Here is a 19,256-nt window from a genome sequence, read left to right as displayed (position 1 = left end):
ATATCCGTAAAATAGAGCCGTCTGAGTAAGATGGCTTTATTTATACGACTGGAGGATTTACGAATGGCTAAAATTACTGCTGCTCAAGTTAAAGAATTACGTGATAAGACAAGCGTTGGTATGATGGATGCTAAAAAGGCATTGGTTTCTGCTGACGGTGATATGGACAAAGCTGTTGACTTACTTCGTGAAAAGGGTATCGCCAAAGCCGCTAAGAAGAGTGGAAACATTGCTGCTGAAGGTTTGACACACATCGAAGTTTCAGGTAACAAGGCTGCTATTATCGAAGTTAACTCAGAAACTGATTTCGTTTCATCAAACGACAAGTTCATCAAGCTCGTTAACGACGTTGCTAAGGCAATCGTTGAAAACGAACCTAAGAACATGGATGAAGCTTTGGCTCTTAAATTAGATGACGGTACTGTTAACGATGCTATCACAGGCTTAACAGCTGTTATCGGTGAAAAGATCAGCTTGAGACGTTTCAAAGTTCTTGACAAGACTGATTCACAAGTATTCGGCTCATACCTACACAATGGTGGCTTGATCGGTGCTATTGTTACCCTTGAAGGTTCTGACGAAGATGCTGCTAAGGATGTTGCTATGCACGTTGCTGCTATCAACCCTGAGTATATGGATCGTGATCAAGTTCCTGCTGATGTTTTGGAACACGAAAAGGCTATCTTTACTGAAGAAACAAAGGCTGAAGGTAAACCTGAAAAGATCATCCCAAGAATCGTTGAAGGCCGTGTAAACAAGTACTTGTCAGAAATTAGTTTGGCTGACCAAGAATTTGTTAAGGATTCAGATATGACTGTTCAACAATTCGTTGAATCAAAGAACAGTAAATTAGTTTCATTCGTCCGCTTTGAAGTTGGCGAAGGAATCGAAAAGAAACAAGAAGACTTTGCTGAAGAAGTAAAGAACCAAATGAATAACTAATAAATTACACAATTTCCAGAAAGGTCGCTTAATTCATTTTGAATTAAACGACCTTTTCTTTGTATAAAGGGTTGTATCTGGGCAATTTTTATTTAAAAATAGTCTTTAGATAATTTTAGTGTTTCGAATATGTTAAAATATTTAATAGCAAAATTAAAGGAGAGTACTTATGCCTGATATCAAGTATAAAAGAATAATCTTAAAAGTTTCTGGTGAAGCTTTAGCCGGAAAAAAAGGTTTTGGAATTAATCCTCCAGTTATCAAGAAGATAGCTGAACAAATCAAGAGTGTCCACGATTTAGGCGTTGAAGTTGCTATCGTCTGTGGTGGTGGTAACATTTGGCGTGGTGAAACTGGTGCCGAAATGGGTATGGACCGCGCCCAGGCTGATTACATGGGTATGATGGCCACAGTTATGAATGGTCTTGCTTTACAAGATGGTCTTGAACACATCGGTGTACCTACACGTGTTCAAACTTCAATCGAAATGCGTCAAGTTGCTGAACCATACATCAGAAGAAAGGCCGTTAGACACCTTGAAAAGGGTCGTGTCGTGATCTTTGCTGGTGGTACTGGTAATCCTTACTTCTCAACTGATACTACTTCTGTCTTACGTGCAGCTGAAATCGAAGCTGATGTCATTTTGATGGCTAAAAACGACGTAGATGGTGTATACTCAGCTGATCCTAAGAAAGATCCAAATGCTAAGAAGTATTCAGAATTAACCCAACTTGATATTATCAATAAGAACCTCGGTGTAATGGATACAACTGCTTCATCATTGTCAATGGATAACAATATTCCATTGATCGTATTCAACTTGAACAAGCCAGAAAACATCAAGAAAGTTGTTCAAGGTGAAAATATCGGAACAATTATAAAGGGTGGTAATGATGACAAATAAAGCTATTTCTAAAGCAAAAGAAAATATGACTAAGTCAATTGACGTTTTGAAAAGAGAATTGAGCAATATTCGTGCCGGTAAGGCTAATGCTTCGATCCTTAACAACGTCAAGGTAGTTTACTACGGTAGTGAAGTACCATTGAATCAAGTTGCTTCAATCAACATTCCTGAAGCCCGTGTGCTTTTGATCACACCTTATGACAAATCATCACTAGATGACATCGAACACGCTATCAACTCATCAGACCTTGGTTTGAACCCAGCTAATGACGGTAACGTTATTCGTTTGGTCATTCCACAACTAACTGGTGAACGTAGAAAAGAAATTGCTAAACAAGTTGGTAAAGAAGCCGAAGGTGGCCGTATTGCAGTTAGAAACGTCCGTCGTGAAGCTATGGATGATTTGAAGAAGCAATTGAAAGCCAACGATATCACTGAAGACGAACAAAGAAAACTTGAAAAAGATGTTCAAAAGGTAACTGACGATGCGATTGCTTCGATCGATCAAGTAGCTGCTGATAAAGAAAAAGAAATTACTGAAGGGTAATAATCTGTATGACAGATGATATTAGGAAACGTTTAGATCCCGAAGCATCTATTCCTAAGCATGTGGCAATCATTATGGACGGCAATGGACGCTGGGCTAAGAAAAAGGGCCAACCCAGAATTGCTGGACACAAAGAGGGCATGAACAATGTCAAAACGATTGCTACTGCTGCCAGTCATTTAGGCGTGAAGGTGTTGAGCCTGTACGCCTTTTCAACTGAAAATTGGAGCCGCCCAAGTAAAGAAGTAAATTTCTTAATGCGCTTGCCGGTGGACTTTTTTGGAACCTTTATGCCGGATCTGATTAAAGAAAATATTAAAGTATTAGTAACTGGGTTTACTGATCATTTACCTGATAGAACTAGGAAAGTGGTTTTGAAAGCTGTTGAGGACACTAAGGGCAATACTGGCATGATCCTCAACTTTGCTTTTAATTACGGTGGCCGTGCGGAGATCGTCAATGCTGCCAAAAATTTGGCACTCAAAGCGGCTGATGGATCGATAGATCCTGTTAAGATCGATGATGCAATGTTTGCAGGTCAGTTATTGACTAATCAACTAGGAGATCTGGCAGATCCAGATCTTTTGATCAGAACAAGTGGAGAGGAACGAATCTCTAACTTTATGTTGTGGCAATTAGCTTATTCAGAAATGGTTTTTGATAAGACTTATTGGCCAGAATACTCAGTCGACAATTTGGTTGAGGACATTAAAGAATTCGATCGACGTGATCGTCGTTTTGGATCCATTTAGTTAGTTTGGGGGAAAATTATGAAACAACGTGTAATCACTGCCGTTATTGCATTGGCAATTTTTATTCCCATATTGCTTGCAGGTGGCATTTGGCTTGAAGTTGCAGCCGTAGCTTTATCTTTAGTTGGTGTATTTGAAATTTATATCATGCGTAAGCGAATCATCGTTTCCATAGACTTTTTGGTCACGATTTTAGGTACCGCAGCTTTGGTAGTACCAGATAGTTTTTATAACGGCTGGTTTCCAAAGAGTTTTACTAGACTAGACTTGTTCTACGTCTTTTCGGTCATCTTGTTAGTTATCACTGTATTGACAAAGAATAAATTTAATTTCCAAGATGTCGGTATTTCAGTTGTATCAATGCTTTATATTGGAACTGGATTCCACTATCTAGCTGCTGTAAGAAATTCAGCCGCTGGATTAGGCTTGTTGATGTACGCCTTGATCGTCGTTTGGTCAACGGATATCTTTGCTTATACGTTCGGTAGAAAGATCGGTCGTCACAAGTTATGGCCTGCTATTAGTCCTAATAAGACTTGGGAGGGAACCGTTGCCGGTATCGTTATGGCTTTGATCCTTTCCGGAGTTTACATGATCTTTGTACCACAAGAATATTCGATCGTAACGATGTTGATCATCGCTTTTGTTCTTTCAATCATGGGACAAATGGGCGATTTGATCGAATCAGCTTATAAGAGATTTTATGGCGTTAAAGATTCAGGAAATATCTTGCCGGGACACGGTGGGATCTTGGATCGCTTTGATAGCATGTTGATCGTGCTACCATTATTACATGTATTTGGTTTAGTTTAAGTAGCACCTGGAGGTTAAAATGACCGCGATAATTACATTTATAATCGTTTTTGGAATTTTGGTGATCGTGCACGAATTTGGACACTACTATGCCGCTAAAAAATCAGGAATCTTAGTCCGTGAGTTTTCAGTTGGAATGGGTCCTAAAATCGTGGCGTACAGAAAGAATCATACGACGTACACTTTGAGATTGTTGCCGTTAGGTGGCTATGTCAGAATGGCTGGCGCCCAAGAAGATGACTCTGAAATTCAACCAGGAACGATGGCATCTTTAGTTTTAAATGATGATAACAAAGTAACTAAGATAATAACTTCAAGTAAGGTTTATGATGCAAACGCGGTTCCAGTACAAATCTCTAAGGCTGATCTTGTAGATGATCTAGTAATCGAAGGATACGAAAACGGCGACGAGACCGTCACTAAAAAGTATTCCGTTGATCATGATGCGACAATCGTTGAAGAAGATGGCACGGAAGTTCAAATTGCACCCCGTGACGTTCAATTACAGTCAGTTTCAGTTTGGAAACGTATGATCACGAACTTTGCTGGACCATTTAATAATTTTATTCTAGCAATCGTAGCTGCCATTTTGGCTGCTTTCATGATGGGCTCAGTCGGAACTGGTACGAATCAACTTGGCCAGATTCAAAAGAACTCTGTGGCTCAAAAAGCTGGATTAAAAGCAAACGATAAGATTTTAAGTGTTAATAATGTTAAAACCAATTCTTGGACTGAATTGTCAGAACAAATTCAAAACAATCCAGGTAAAAAGCTAACTTTAAAAGTTCAATCCGCTAAGGAAACAAAACAAGTTAAAGTTACCCCTAAGACGGTGAAATCCTCAGGCCAAAAGTATGGCTTGATTGGTATCATGCCAAAGATGGATTCAAGCGCAATGGGCAAGATCAAGTATGGCTTTACATATAGCTGGAGTACGTCACTAACGATTTTCCACGCTCTAGGTAAAATGGTATCTGGTGGATTCAATATCAACCAGCTGTCAGGACCAGTGGGAATCTATTCAATGACTTCCAAAGTAGCATCAACTGGTATCATCAACATTATTTTCTTCACTTCGATGTTGTCAATGAACTTAGGAATCGTCAATTTGATTCCAATTCCAGCTCTAGATGGTGGGAAGATTCTTTTGAACATCGTTGAAGCAATTAGAAGAAAACCAATTCCAGAACAGTATGAAAATGTTATTACATTGATTGGTGTGGGGATTCTGGTATTATTGATGGTCGCTGTTACTTGGAACGATATCCAGCGCTTCTTTATAAAATAGGGGGACAAAGAACTTGAAACAATCAAAATTATATATTCCAACCTTGAAGCAAACTCCTTCAGACGCTGAGGCAGTCAGTCATCAGTTGATGTTAAGAGCCGGCTATATCAGACAAGTCGCTGCTGGTATGTACGCATACTTGCCATTGGCATGGTCAGTAATTCGTAAGATCGAAGCTGTCATGCGCAAAGAAATGGAAAAGGTTGACGCTGTTGAAATGCAAATGCCTGATATTTTGCCAGCTGATCTTTGGAAGGAAAGTGGTCGTTACGAAACTTATGGTGACAATCTCTTTAAATTAAAGGATCGTCATGACCGTGAGTTTATTCTTGGCCCTACGCACGAAGAAACTTTTACAAGTGTTGTAAAAGAAGGTTTGAATAGTTACAAGAAGTTGCCACTTGTCTTGTATCAAATGCAAGAAAAGTATCGTGATGAGGATCGTCCTAGAAATGGTCTATTGCGTGGCCGTGAGTTCTTGATGAAGGATGCATATTCATTTACAGCTAACAAAGAACAATTGGATGTCATCTTCAACCAAATGGAACAAGCTTATCGTAATATCTTTGATATTTGCGGTTTGAACTACCGGGCAATCATTGGTGATGCTGGTGCCATGGGTGGAACTGATTCTAAAGAATTTTCTGCCGTAGCTGATATCGGTGAAGATATAATTGCTTACTCAGATGACAGTGATTATTCTGCTAACCTAGAAATGGCTGCAAGTAAGATGGAAGAAAATCCTAAGGAAGATAAAAAGGAGCTTGAAGAAGTCGATACGCCAGATGTTCATACAATTGATACTTTGGCTGCTCTTCTAAAAGTTGAACCATCAAGAATCATGAAGGCTGTAGCTTATATGGCTGATGAGAAACCAGTAATGGTTATGATCCGTGGCGACTACGAAGCTAATGACGTTAAGATCAAGAACTACTTAGGCGTTGACTTCTTGCGTGAAGCTACTCCTGAAGAAGTAACGGATGTCTTCCACAGTGTACCTGGATTTATCGGTCCTAAGGGTATGGATGATGATGTCAAAGTTCTTTATGACAGTTCACTCGTCGGTTTGATGAACTTTGTTGTGGGACCTAACAAGAAGGATCGTCACTTTATTAACGCTAACTTTGAAGATATTACTGACGAAACACCTGAATTTAGAGATTTCCGTGTTATCAAAGAAGGCGAAGTTTCACCTGACGGACACGGTCACATCAAATTCACACGTGGAATCGAAATTGGTCATATTTTCAAGCTTGGTACTAAGTTCTCTAAAGCACTTGGTGCTAACTTCTTGGATGAAAATGGTAAGTCAAATCCATTGATCATGGGTTGTTATGGAATTGGTATTTCTAGATTGCTTTCAGCCATTATTGAGCAACACAGCGATGAAAATGGTTTGATCTGGCCTGTAAGTTTGGCTCCATATCAAGTGCACGTTGTGCCAATCAAGTACAACAATGATGTTCAAGGTAAATTGAGCGATGAGATCGTTGAATTGCTTCAAAACGAAGGCTATGATGTCTTGCTCGATGACCGTAAAGAACGTCCTGGTGTTAAGTTCGCCGATTCCGATTTGATCGGTATTCCAATTAGAATTACAGTTGGTAAAAAGGCTGCGGACGAAATTGTTGAACTTAAGATCAGAAGTACTGGTGAAACAATTGAAGTAAGTAAAGATGAATTAGTAAATTCAGTAAAAATATTGCTTAAGAATCAGTAAATGAGGCTTAGGCCTTTTTTTATTTTTTGAAAGGTAGAATATGGCAGATACAAAACAACTTTTTGAAATTCTAGTGAAACAGATCAAGTTAGACAAACTGTTGAACTCGAGTGCTTCCTTTGTTGATGGACAATTGAACAAACTGGAAGTCCATAAGAATAGTAAACGCTGGACTTTCTTTTTTGAATTTCCTAACGTTTTGCCATTTGATGAATTCTTGATTTTTGTCAAAGCTTTGAAAGCTAGTTTTGAAGGTATCGCTCAAGTAAATTTTGAGATCAAAACGACGAACACTGAATTGAGCGAAAAGCTCATCAAGGATTATTGGAATTATGTTTTAAATGACTGCAATGTCGATTCGCCAATGGTTTTGGACAAAATCAGTCAGACGCCACCACATATGGAAAACGGTCAAGTTTTCTTGGATGTCTCTAATGGTTTCATGGCTGACTTCGTTGATGGCAAATTAGTCAATGGCTTGCAGTCGGAATACAGCAGTTTAGGTTTTCCTGATTTTAAGATCAGAACCAATATTGATGAGAACAAATCTCAAGAAAAAGAGGCAGCCATGAAAGCTGCCAATGCCCAAAAGGCTAAGGAATTCCAAGCTAAGGCCAAAGAAGTCAGTGAGAAAAAGGCTGCCAAACCAGTCGGTAATGTTTCAAAAGTTGGCCGCAAGATTCCTAATGACCAAGAGATCACTCAGATGGTCGATATCATTGAAGAAGATCGTAACAAAGTCGTTGAAGGCTACATTTTCGACATGGAAGTGCGCAAGCTCAAGTCAGGGCGTTCACTGTTGATCATGCAAGTTACTGACTACACGTCATCGTTTAGTATTAAGAAGTTTTCTAACGGTGAAGAAGATGAGGCTTTCTTTGAATCCTTGGACAAAGGTGCTTGGATCCGGGTACGTGGAAATGTTCAAGAGGATAATTTCTCTCGTGAATTAGTCATCATGGCTAATGATATCAACGTTATCAAACACGAATCACGTAAAGATACCGCTGAAGAGGATAACAAACGAATTGAATTTCACGCGCACACTAATATGAGTCAAATGGACGCTATTCCCAGTGCAACTGATTTGATCAAGCGGGCTAGCGAATGGGGCCAACCAGCGATTGCAATCACTGATCATCACGCCTTGCAAGCCTTTCCAGAAGCTTATACAGCTGGACAAAAGTTTGGCGTTAAAATTGGCTATGGAGTCGAAGTTGATCTTGTCGATGAAGGCAATCCGATTGCTTATAATCTGCGTGACCAAAAACTCGAAGGCTCTGAATATGTCATTTTCGATACTGAAACGACTGGATTATCGGCTGTTTACGATTCGATCATTGAAATTGGTGCGACGAAGATGCTCAATGGCGAAGTGATCGACCGTTTCGATGAATTTATCAATCCTGGGCACCCACTGTCAGAAGTAACGACTAATTTAACAAGTATCACTAATGAAATGGTGGAGAATGCTCCGGATGAGACGGTGATAATTTCCAAATTCATGGACTTTATCGGCGACGATATTTTAGTTGGTCACAACGTAACTTTTGATATGGGCTTTATGAATGTCGCTTTGACACGAATGGGTCGGCCACGTTTGGCAATGCCGGTGATCGATACTTTGGAAATGTCACGTACGCTACACTCGGAATATCGGAACCACAAATTGGATTCCTTGGCTAAGCGTTACAACATTGTTTTGGAACACCACCACCGGGCTGATTCAGATGCCGAAACAACTGGTTATTTGATGTACAAGTTGTTCGTCGAATTGGAAGATAAGTTTGGCACTAATAACGTTTCCCAATTAAACGACAACATCGGTGGGGAAGAAGCATACAAACAAGCACGTCCGACACATGCAACTTTGATAGCTAAGACTCAAGATGGCTTGAAGAACCTTTTCAAAATCGTTTCTTATTCAATGACGCAATACTTCTATCGAACGGCTCGTGTTCCTAGAAGACTCTTGAATAAATATCGTGAAGGTATCTTAGTTGGTTCAGCTTGTGAGAATGGCGAAGTTTTCACTAGCATGATGCAAAAAGGTTATGACGATACGCGTGAAATGGCACAGTACTACGACTATTTGGAAGTTATGCCAAAGACGTTGTATCAACATCTGATCGACATCAAGATCATCAAAGATGAAAAAGCACTAGAAGAGATCCTAGAAAATATCATCAAGTTAGGTAAGGAATTGAATAAACCAGTCATCGCTACTGGGGATGTCCACTATCTAGATACGACCGATAAAGTTTATCGAGATATCGTTATCAAAGCGGTTAAGAGTAATGCTTTGGGTCGTCGTCCGGAATTGCCTGATGTTCAATTTAGAACTACTAATGAGATGTTCGATGAATTCAATTTCTTGGATCAACAGACGGCTCAAGAGATCATCGTTGACAATCCTAAAGCGTTGATGGATTCGATCGATGATATTTCTCCGGTCAAACACAAGCTCTATACGCCAAGAATGGAAGGTGCCGAAGAAGAAATGCGGACTTTGGCAACTGGCAAGGCGCATGAGTTGTATGGAGATCCGTTGCCAGAGTTAGTTCAACACCGTTTGGATCGAGAACTGAAAAGTATCATCGGTAATGGATTCTCTGTTATTTACTTGATTGCTCAACGATTGGTTTTCAAATCAAATAAAGATGGATACTTAGTTGGTTCCCGTGGTTCAGTTGGTTCCAGTTTTGCGGCCACGATGATCGGTATCACCGAATGTAATCCGTTGCCACCACATTATCGTTGTCCTAAGTGCAAGTATTCCGAATTCTATACTAAAGGTGAATACGGTTCAGGTTTTGATTTGCCTGACAAAGAATGTCCCAAGTGTGGTACAGAGCTAGAAAAAGATGGTCAAGATATTCCTTTCGAAACATTCTTAGGTTTCAAAGGTGATAAGGTTCCGGATATTGATTTGAACTTCTCGGGAGATTATCAACCGATCGCCCACAACTACACGAAAGTATTGTTTGGGGAAGACCACGTATTCCGGGCCGGAACTATCGGTACGATTGCTGATAGAACAGCCTTTGGTTACGTTAAGAATTACGAAGAAATGACTGGCCAAAATTTCCGCAACGCTGAAGAAACTCGCTTGGCTATGGGTTCAACTGGGGTCAAACGGACAACTGGTCAACACCCAGCTGGTATTATCGTTGTGCCAGATAATATGGATATCTTCGATTTTACGCCAATTCAATTCCCAGCTAATGATCAGACAGCTCTTTGGAAAACGACTCACTTTGATTTCCACTCGATCCACGATAATATCTTGAAACTGGATATTCTGGGACATGATGATCCGACAATGATCCGTATGCTCCAAGATTTGTCAGGCATCGATCCCCAGACTATTCCGGTCAAAGATCCTGGAGTCATGGAGTTGTTCCGGAGTACTGAATCTCTAGGAGTCAAGCCAGAACAGATCTTTTCTAAGACCGGTACTTTGGGTGTTCCCGAGTTTGGAACGCGTTTTGTTCGAGGCATGTTGGAGAAAACTCACCCAACGACCTTTGCCGAATTGTTGCAGATATCTGGTTTATCTCACGGAACAGATGTGTGGTTAGGTAATGCGGAAGAGTTGATCGATAAAGGTATCGTTACGCTGAAAGATGTTATTGGCTGTCGTGATAATATCATGATGGATTTGATTCACTATGGTATGGATTCACAGATGGCCTTCCAAATCATGGAACATGTTCGTAAGGGACGTGGTATTCCGGATGATTGGAAACAAGCGATGAAAGATGCTGATGTACCTGATTGGTACATTGATTCTTGTCTGAAGATCAAGTACATGTTCCCCCGGGCCCATGCGACAGCTTACATCATCATGGCATTGAGAATTGCGTACTTTAAAGTTCACTATCCACTTTATTATTACAGTGCTTACTTCACCGTTAGAGCTGACGACTTTGATTTAGTGGCGATGGCGACTGGTAAAGATGCTGTCAAAGCTTCGATGAAGGCTATCAATGATAAAGGGATGGACGCTTCAACGAAGGAAAAGAACCTCTTAACGGTTTTGGAATTAGCTAACGAATGTTTGGAACGTGGTTTCAAGATCAAGATGGTCGATATTGAAAAGTCAGAAGCTTTTGAATTTAAGATCATTGACGACCACACGTTACTAGCTCCCTTCAATGCGATTCCTGGTTTGGGTGATAACGTTGCTAAACAAATTATCGCTGCCCGTGAGGAACAACCATTCTTGTCAAAACAAGATCTAGGTACTCGTGGTAAAGTTTCTAAAACTGTTATCGAATACATGACAGAAAATCATGTTTTGGATGGCATGCCAGAAGAAAATCAGTTATCATTGTTCTAGGTATGGTTGTTATAAGTTGATTTAAGGGTAAATATATGTTAAATTAACTATTAGTTAATTATTGATTAATGAGTGAGCAGAGATGCTCACTCTTTTTATTGCCGATTACTTTGGAGGAATGTCCTTGGATACAAAAGTTGAAGAATTAAAAGCCATTTTACAGCCAATCTTGGATCAACACGATTTTTATCTCGTTGATTTGGAGTTCATTCACGAACGTGGAGATTGGTATTTGAGAGTTTACGCTGACAAGAAGGGCGGCATCACAATTGATGACTGTGCTATGATCAGTGAGGAATACGGAGAGAAATTAGATGAGTTGAATCCAATCGATCCTGCTTACTATCTAGAAGTTTCTTCTCCCGGCGCAGAACGTCCATTGAAGAACGATGAAAGTTTATTAGATAATGTTGACGATTATGTTCATGTTTCACTCTATCAAAAACAAGATGGTCAAAAAGCTTTTGAAGGAACTCTGACTGAAGTAACAGATACCAAGATAACTTTGATCGTTAAAGTTAAGAATTTAAAGAAACAAGTAGAAATTAGCCGTGACAACATTGCTAAGATTCGACTTGCAATCGAATTCTAAGGAGAAAATCATGAGTAAAGAAATGGTTGAGGCCCTTGATGCGCTTGAAAGCGAAAAGGGTATTAAAAAAGAATACGTCATTGAATCATTAGAGGCCGCTTTAGTTGCTGCTTATAAGAGAAATTACAATCAAGCCCAAAACGTTGATGTTGAATTTGATGCTAAAAAGGGTAATATACATGTTTATGCAGTCAAAGAAGTCGTTGATGAAGTTGTCGATGACCGTCTAGAAGTAAGTCTTGAAGATGCTCAACAAAAGAGTAAAGGTTATGAAGTCGGCGATCACATCAAAGATGAAGTAACGCCTAAAGATTTCGGTCGTATTGCCGCACAAACTGCTAAGCAAGTTATCATGCAACGTGTCCGTGAAGCTGAACGTGATATCATTTATAATGAATACAGTCAGTATGAACACGAAATCATTCAAGGAACCGTTGAACGTAGCGACAATCGTTATGTTTACATCACTTTTGGCAAGATCGAAACAGTTATGCCTAAGTCTGACCAAATGCCTGGAGAAACATACAACTCTCGTGATAGAATCAGAGTTTATGTGACAAAGGTCGAGAACGCTACTAAAGGTCCACAAGTCTTCGTTTCAAGAACTGATCCAGGTTTGGTAAAGCGTCTATTTGAACAAGAAGTTCCTGAAATTTATGATGGAACAGTTGAAATCGTCTCAATTGCCCGTGAAGCTGGTGACCGGACGAAGATTGCTGTTAAGTCAGACAACCCTGATGTTGATCCTGTCGGTACTTGTGTGGGACCAAAGGGTGCTCGTGTACAAGCAGTCGTTGACGAATTACACGGTGAAAATATTGACGTCGTACCTTACGTTGATGACCCAGTTGACTTCATTGCCAATGCTTTGAACCCAGCCGAAGTTATTGCAGTTCAATTTGACGAACGTGATAAGAAACAATGTATCGTTATTGTTCCTGACTATCACTTGTCACTTGCTATTGGTAAGAAGGGTCAAAATGCCCGCTTAGCTGCTAAATTGACTGGCTACAAGATTGATATCAAACCAGAATCACAAGTAGAATTCGTTGATGACAACGATCAAGATGTTGACATTGATGATATCGAAAGTGGCAAGATTGATATTGATAAAACAAGAGAAAACGCTGCTAATGCTGATGACGCTAAGAACCCAGCTGCAGACGATTCAACTGATGATACAGATACTGACTCAGATGATTCAACCGATTCAACTGATACAGAAAACTAAAAAGGGGTGATGGATTTGGCAACTCGTAAGATACCAATGCGTAAAGATATTTTGACAAATAAGATGTATCCAAAAAGAGAAATGGTAAGAATTGTCAAAGATAAAGAAGGCAATATTTCGATCGATCCAACCGGAAAGAAACCTGGCCGTGGTGCTTACGTTGGTCTGGATCCTGAAGCCATTAAAACTGCAAAATCTAAGAAGTCATTGGAAAAAGTATTTTCACATGCTGTACCAAGTGAATTCTATGATGAGTTGTTCGACTTTGTCGATCATCAAAAAGCAAGAATGGATCTTTTCGGAGATCTAGGTAAGAAACACTAATGAATGCTTTCTTAAACTTATTGGGGCTGGCAGTTAGAGCTCGTAAAGTAATTAGTGGAACTGAAATAACTATCAACGGCATCCGCAAAGGTGAAGTTAAATTAGTTGTCATGGCAAGCGATTGTAGTGACCGAACGAAAAAAGATTTGCACAATAAGGCAAGTTATTATAATGTACCTGTGGTAGATACGCTCGATAGTGAAGTATTAAAAACGGCTATTGGAAGAGACAGAAAAGTTATGGGAATAATAGATCTCGGATTTGCTAAAAGGTTAAAAGAAATTATGGACAATTAAGGAGAGTGATAGGATGGTCAAAAAGAGAATTTATACTATTGCAAAAGAAAATAGTGTTGAGAATCAAGTAGTACTCGATGCCGCCGCAAAATTAGGTATTGATGTTAAAAACCATATGTCATCAGTAGATGAAAGTGCTGAAAAGAAAATCGTAAGTAATTTAAAGGGTGGAAATAAACCAGCAACTAAACCAGCTGCTAAACCTGTTTCAAAACCTAGACCTACACAGCCAGCTAAGTCTGCCGAAGGCAAACACGAAGGTAGTAATCAAAATTCAGGTGACCACAAGACTAAGATTAAGATTACTGCTGTAAGAAGAGATGCTAATAAGGGTAAAGGTCACTTTGACCATCGCAACAACAATAATCACACATCCAACAGTAATCGTCCAAACAGCAATAATAATAATCACCGTCCTAACAATGGTACTGCCAACAACAATAACCGTAACAACGCTACTAACAATCGTAACAACGCTACTAACAATAGTAACAACAACAATCGTAACAACACACAATCACGTGATAACCGCAATCGTTCAAACGATAACCGCAACAATACGCAATCACGTGACAATCGTAACCGCAACAACAACCGACGCGACCGCATGACTCAAAGTCAAGCTCCACGTCCAAGACAAAGTGCTGGTAACAAGTATCTAGAACAATTTAAGACAAATATTCAAGATGCTTCACGTATTCCTAGTCATCCAACTAGAAACAACAATAACCACAAGAACAGCACTCGTCCAGGAAGCACTGACAATGCTCACAGAAATAACAATAATCACCGTCCTAATACAACGAATGGTGAAAATCGTTATAACAACAACCGTAACAACAATAATAACCACAGTACGAATAATCGTAACAACAATCACCAAAATAACAGACCTAATAACAACACTGCACGTCCAGCTGCTTCACACAATAACAAGGAAGCTGCTAAGACAACTCCAGTAGCAAACGTAAATGTTCCAAAGCCAGAATACAAAAAATCAAAGCCAACGAACAATACACGTGACTTTGGCCACAAGACAAATCTTGCTAACCCATTCGGTTCACGTAAGAAGAAGAAGGAACGTAAACGTCAACAACGTCAACGTACCGAACCTAAGAAACCAATGCCACAAAGAAAAGATCGTCCATTGCCAGAAACACTTACATACACAGTGGGTATGAACGCTCAAGATATTGGTAAGTTGATTCACAGAGAACCAGCTGAAATCGTTAAGAAGTTGTTCATGCTTGGTATTATGATCAACCAAAACAAGTCATTGGATAAAGATACCATTGAATTGTTAGCTGAAGATTACGGTATTAAGGCTGAAGAAAAGGTTCAAGAAGATGTTGCCGATATCGACAAGTACTTCGAAGCTGAAGCTAATACATCAGAAAACCTTGTTACACGTCCACCAGTTGTTACTATCATGGGACACGTTGATCATGGTAAGACAACCTTGCTTGATCACTTGAGACACACACACGTTACTGAAGGCGAAGCCGGTGGTATTACTCAACATATCGGTGCTTACCAAGTTCGTCTAAAGGACAGATTGATCACCTTCTTGGATACTCCAGGACACGCTGCCTTTACAAACATGCGTGCACGTGGTGCTGATATTACTGATATCGTTATCTTAGTTGTCGCAGCTGATGATGGTGTTATGCCACAGACAGTTGAAGCTATCAACCATGCTAAGGCCGCAAATGACCCTATCATCGTAGCTATCAACAAGATCGATAAGCCAGGTGCCAACCCACAACACGTTACTGAAGAACTTATGAAGTATGACCTTGTTCCTGAAGATTATGGTGGGGATACTATCTTTGTTAATATCTCAGCTAAAATGGGAACAAACATCGATGAATTGCTAGAAATGATCTTGCTTGAAGCTGATGTTTTGGAATTGAAAGCTAACCCTAAGCAAAAAGCTATCGGTACTGTTATCGAAGCTAAGTTGGATAAGGGTCGTGGACCAGTTGCCACTCTATTGGATCAACAAGGTACATTGCACGTCGGTGATCCAATCGTTGTTGGTAATACCTTCGGTCGTGTTAGAACTATGACAAACTACAAGGGTAAAGAAATCAAGAAAGCTTTACCTTCAGAACCAGTTGAGATTACAGGCCTAAACGATGTTCCTGAATCAGCCGACAAGTTCGTTGTCTTCGATGATGAAAAGACAGCTCGTGCTGCTGGTGAAGAACGTGCTAGTCGTGCTCTTCAAAAGGAACGTCAAAATACTAACCCTGTAACACTTGATAACTTGTTCGAAACAATGAAAGAAGGAGAACTTAAACAAGTCGACGTTATTATTAAAGCCGATGTTCAAGGTTCTGCTGAAGCCATTGCCGGAAGTTTGAGAAAGATCGATGTTGAAGGCGTTCGTGTCAATATCATTCACCAAGCCGTTGGTGCTATTACTGAAAGTGATGTTAACCTTGCTGCTGCAAGTAATGCTATCATCATTGGATTTAACGTTCGTCCAACTGCTCAAGCTAAAGTACAAGCTAAGGATGAAAATGTTGATATTCGTCTACACCGTGTTATTTACAAGGCTATCGATGAAGTTGAAGCAGCCATGAAGGGTATGCTTGAACCAGTCTACGAAGAAAAAGTTACTGGTAACTTGACTGTCCGTGAAACATACAATGTTTCTAAGATCGGTACTATCGCTGGTTGTTATGTAAATAGTGGTAAGATCCAACGTGACAGTGGCGTAAGACTTATCCGTGATGGCGTTGTTGTCATGGAAGGTAAACTTGCCTCACTCAAACGTTTCAAAGACGATGTTAAAGAAGTTGGTTCAGGCTTCGAATGTGGTATCACAATCGAAAACTACAACGATATTAAGATCGGCGATGAAGTTGAAGCTTACGTTATGGAAGAAGTTCCAGTTAAGTAGTAATTTAATGATTAAAAAGTACAACAAGTTAGATTTCGTAACTCGTTGCAAAAAACAGTTAGATCACAATTGGTCTAGCTGTTTTTTTATATCTCAAATTACGTTGTACAATAAGGGATTTGAAACGATATGTGATATAATCTAACAGTGATGATTAAAAAAGTGTCTTAATTAGGTTAATGAATAATTAACGAAAATTACCAAGTAGGAGGGTAAATATGGTCAAACATAGAATTGGTCGTGTCGAACAAGAAGTTCAAAAAGAAGTCAATGATATTCTTTTGAAACGTGTTCGTGACCCAAGAGTTCAAGGCGTTACCGTAACTGGTGTTGAGATGACAGGTGACTTGCAAGAAGCAACCATCTATTACAGCATTCTATCTGAGAAAGCTAGTGATGTTGAAAAGACTCAAGACGGATTAGATAAAGCTACCGGACTTATTAGAAGAGAATTAGGCAAGAAGCTAACTTTGTACAAGGTTCCTGAACTTAAATTTAAGCAAGATGATTCAGTACGCTACGGCGAAAAGATCGATAAGTTGATTGCTAAGATGCACCAGGACGAAGCAAATCGTTAGAACAATTAAGAAGGTAGGTAAATCGGAATTTGATTTGCCTACCTTTTTCTTTGAATAGCTAGTAAAATTATTATGATATTACGATGAGATGAGGATTCATTATGGACGGAGTAATTCCATTAAATAAAGAAATTGGTCAAACAAGTTCGGACTATGTTTATAAATTACGAAAAGTTTTACATACTAGAAAAATTGGCCACACAGGGACATTAGATCCTTTGGTAGACGGTGTTTTACCTATCTGTGTGGGACAGGCCACTAAGCTAGTCAACACGCTCACAGGCTCTTCTAAACAATATGAAGGCGAGATCACATTGGGCCGCTCAACGACGACAGAAGACCGTGAAGGCGATACAGTTGAAGAGAAGAAGCTCACCAAAGCGTTCACGACTGAAGAACTCAATGAAACTTTCCAAAAGATGACCGGAGACTTGACGCAGATTCCACCGATGTTTTCTGCAGTAAAGGTCAATGGTAAAAAACTATACGAATATGCCCGAGCCGGACTCGAAGTAGAGCGTCCCGAAAGACATATCCATATTTATGATTTTCACATTATGGGTGAACCAGTTTTTGATGAGACAACGGGCTATCAAAAATTAAAATTCCACGTGCAATGTTCTAAAGGAACTTATGTCAGAACTCTAGCGGTTGAATTTGGCCACCTACTGGGTTATCCAGCCTTTATGTCACAGTTGACTCGAGTAGAAAGTGCTGGCTTTAAAATTGGCGAAACGTTTACTTTGGGGCAAATCGAAACGATGATGGAAAACAACGACCACAGTTTTATCAAAACGATCGATGATGTCTTGAAAGATGTGCCTTTCCATGAATTGACTGATGACGAGTGGGAAGTAAGAGTTTTGCACGGTGGTTTCTTAGAGGCAGTTGATGGAGCGGATAAGACTAAACAATTACGGGCAATGCGTAACGGTGTGACTAAAGCACTTTACAAGTATGATAAAGTAAGAGATATGTGGATACCTGATTTGATGCTATTGAATAATAAGTAAAAGAGATTAAAAATGCAGATTATAAATGTGAAACATCCGTTAGGTTCAGCGCAACGACCGGATGAAGAAATCGTCTTGATCATGGGCTTTTTCGATGGAGTACATCTGGGTCATCAAAAGGTGATCAAAACTGGCGTTAAATTGGCACATGAACACAATTTGAAGTCAGTTTTATTGACCTTTGACCGTTCGCCTCGAACTGTCTATCAACATGAAAAAAATTATAAATATTTATCAACTATGCAACGCAAAGCTGAATTGGTCGAAAAACTCGGTGTGGATGAATTGTATTTTGTTGAATTCAGTACTGATTTTGCTAGTTTGAAGCCCCAAGAATTCGTTGACCAGTATATGATCGCTTTGAAAGCTAAATATGTCGTGGCTGGATTTGATTATACTTATGGCAAAAAGGATATTGCGAACATGCAAACTCTGCCCCAATATGCAAAAGGTAAGTTTGAGACTGTGACGGTTCCTGAACAACTTATCGACGGTAAAAAAATTGGTTCCAGTGCGATCAAAGAATACATCTTGCACGATGAGATCGCCACAGCTAATAAATTCTTAGGCTACAATTATCAAAATCAAGGCATTGTGGTCCATGGCTTGCAACGAGGCAGAACATTAGGCTATCCGACAGCTAATCTGTCAGTCGATGGCGAGCAGTTGATCCCGGCCATTGGCGTTTATGCTACTCGAATCAAAGTCAACGACACGTGGCATGATTCGATGACCTCAGTCGGCTACAACGTCACTTTCAAAGAGAACACTGGCGTAACGATCGAAACTAATATCTTCGACTTTGATGAGGATATTTATGATCAACATGTAAAATTGGAGTGGGATGCTTATTTGCGTGGTGAAGTTAAATTTGACAGTGCTCAAGGTTTGATCAACCAACTAGAACTTGATAAAACGAATGCGTTAAAGATTTTAAAAAATAATAATAAATAAATCGAGTAGGAGGTAACTTTTAATTACCGACCTCTCACACCACCGTACGTAC

General features: G+C 39.7%; 16 protein-coding genes. All 16 read left to right on the top strand.

The window, feature by feature from the left end; all coding sequences use genetic code 11:
* The first annotated feature begins 63 nt into the window (after positions 1 to 63).
* The 16 genes from tsf (at position 64) to ribF (ending at position 19,204) form a co-directional block, all read left to right on the top strand.
* Positions 64 to 942 carry a translation elongation factor Ts gene (gene tsf / locus FD29_RS00080; RefSeq protein WP_057886949.1) on the top strand — a complete coding sequence of 293 codons (879 nt, stop codon included), beginning with the start codon at positions 64 to 66 and terminating at the stop codon, positions 940 to 942.
* A 169-nt stretch (positions 943 to 1,111) separates the two neighbouring features.
* Entirely contained in the window at positions 1,112 to 1,846 is a 735-nt protein-coding gene (pyrH, locus tag FD29_RS00075) for a UMP kinase (RefSeq protein ID WP_057886948.1), read from the top strand.
* Complete coding sequence (gene frr, locus FD29_RS00070; RefSeq protein WP_057886947.1) at positions 1,836 to 2,393, top strand: ribosome recycling factor; 558 nt, start codon at positions 1,836 to 1,838, stop codon at positions 2,391 to 2,393. Before pyrH ends, frr begins: the two co-directional genes overlap by 11 nt.
* An 8-nt stretch (positions 2,394 to 2,401) precedes the next feature.
* Positions 2,402 to 3,145, top strand: coding sequence for an isoprenyl transferase (locus FD29_RS11550; protein WP_057886946.1), 744 nt, complete (start codon positions 2,402 to 2,404; stop codon positions 3,143 to 3,145).
* 18 nt (positions 3,146 to 3,163) lie between these two features.
* Positions 3,164 to 3,958, top strand: a complete 795-nt coding sequence (locus FD29_RS11545) for a phosphatidate cytidylyltransferase (RefSeq protein WP_057886945.1) — start codon at positions 3,164 to 3,166, stop codon at positions 3,956 to 3,958.
* Between the two features lie 19 nt (positions 3,959 to 3,977).
* A complete protein-coding gene (gene rseP / locus FD29_RS00055) occupies positions 3,978 to 5,246 on the top strand; it encodes an RIP metalloprotease RseP (RefSeq protein WP_057886944.1) in 1,269 nt (422 codons plus the stop codon).
* A 13-nt stretch (positions 5,247 to 5,259) separates the two neighbouring features.
* Complete coding sequence (locus FD29_RS00050) at positions 5,260 to 6,966, top strand: proline--tRNA ligase (protein WP_057886943.1); 1,707 nt, start codon at positions 5,260 to 5,262, stop codon at positions 6,964 to 6,966.
* 40 nt (positions 6,967 to 7,006) lie between these two features.
* Positions 7,007 to 11,308: a PolC-type DNA polymerase III gene (locus FD29_RS00045; protein ID WP_057886942.1), complete on the top strand. Its 4,302-nt coding sequence runs from the start codon at positions 7,007 to 7,009 to the stop codon at positions 11,306 to 11,308.
* 118 nt (positions 11,309 to 11,426) lie between these two features.
* Entirely contained in the window at positions 11,427 to 11,900 is a 474-nt protein-coding gene (gene rimP, locus FD29_RS00040) for a ribosome maturation factor RimP (protein ID WP_057886970.1), read from the top strand.
* 10 nt (positions 11,901 to 11,910) lie between these two features.
* Positions 11,911 to 13,131 carry a transcription termination factor NusA gene (gene nusA, locus FD29_RS00035; protein WP_057886941.1) on the top strand — a complete coding sequence of 407 codons (1,221 nt, stop codon included), beginning with the start codon at positions 11,911 to 11,913 and terminating at the stop codon, positions 13,129 to 13,131.
* A gap of 15 nt (positions 13,132 to 13,146) precedes the next feature.
* Entirely contained in the window at positions 13,147 to 13,455 is a 309-nt protein-coding gene (gene rnpM / locus FD29_RS00030; RefSeq protein ID WP_186810606.1) for an RNase P modulator RnpM, read from the top strand.
* Positions 13,455 to 13,751 carry a L7Ae/L30e/S12e/Gadd45 family ribosomal protein gene (locus FD29_RS00025; protein WP_057886940.1) on the top strand — a complete coding sequence of 99 codons (297 nt, stop codon included), beginning with the start codon at positions 13,455 to 13,457 and terminating at the stop codon, positions 13,749 to 13,751. Before rnpM ends, FD29_RS00025 begins: the two co-directional genes overlap by 1 nt.
* A gap of 13 nt (positions 13,752 to 13,764) precedes the next feature.
* The gene (gene infB, locus FD29_RS00020; protein ID WP_057886939.1) at positions 13,765 to 16,659 is read left to right on the top strand and encodes a translation initiation factor IF-2; all 2,895 of its coding nucleotides are present in this window, start codon (positions 13,765 to 13,767) and stop codon (positions 16,657 to 16,659) included.
* Positions 16,660 to 16,877: 218 nt separating this feature from the next.
* Positions 16,878 to 17,237 carry a 30S ribosome-binding factor RbfA gene (rbfA, locus tag FD29_RS00015; protein ID WP_057886938.1) on the top strand — a complete coding sequence of 120 codons (360 nt, stop codon included), beginning with the start codon at positions 16,878 to 16,880 and terminating at the stop codon, positions 17,235 to 17,237.
* Between the two features lie 101 nt (positions 17,238 to 17,338).
* Positions 17,339 to 18,250, top strand: a complete 912-nt coding sequence (gene truB / locus FD29_RS00010) for a tRNA pseudouridine(55) synthase TruB (protein ID WP_057886937.1) — start codon at positions 17,339 to 17,341, stop codon at positions 18,248 to 18,250.
* Positions 18,251 to 18,262: 12 nt separating this feature from the next.
* Entirely contained in the window at positions 18,263 to 19,204 is a 942-nt protein-coding gene (gene ribF / locus FD29_RS00005; RefSeq protein ID WP_057886936.1) for a riboflavin biosynthesis protein RibF, read from the top strand.
* Positions 19,205 to 19,256 lie beyond the last annotated feature (52 nt).

It is taken from the genome of Companilactobacillus mindensis DSM 14500 (assembly GCF_001434275.1).
Lineage (GTDB): Bacteria > Bacillota > Bacilli > Lactobacillales > Lactobacillaceae > Companilactobacillus > Companilactobacillus mindensis.
This window is presented reverse-complemented; position numbering and strand designations above follow the sequence as displayed.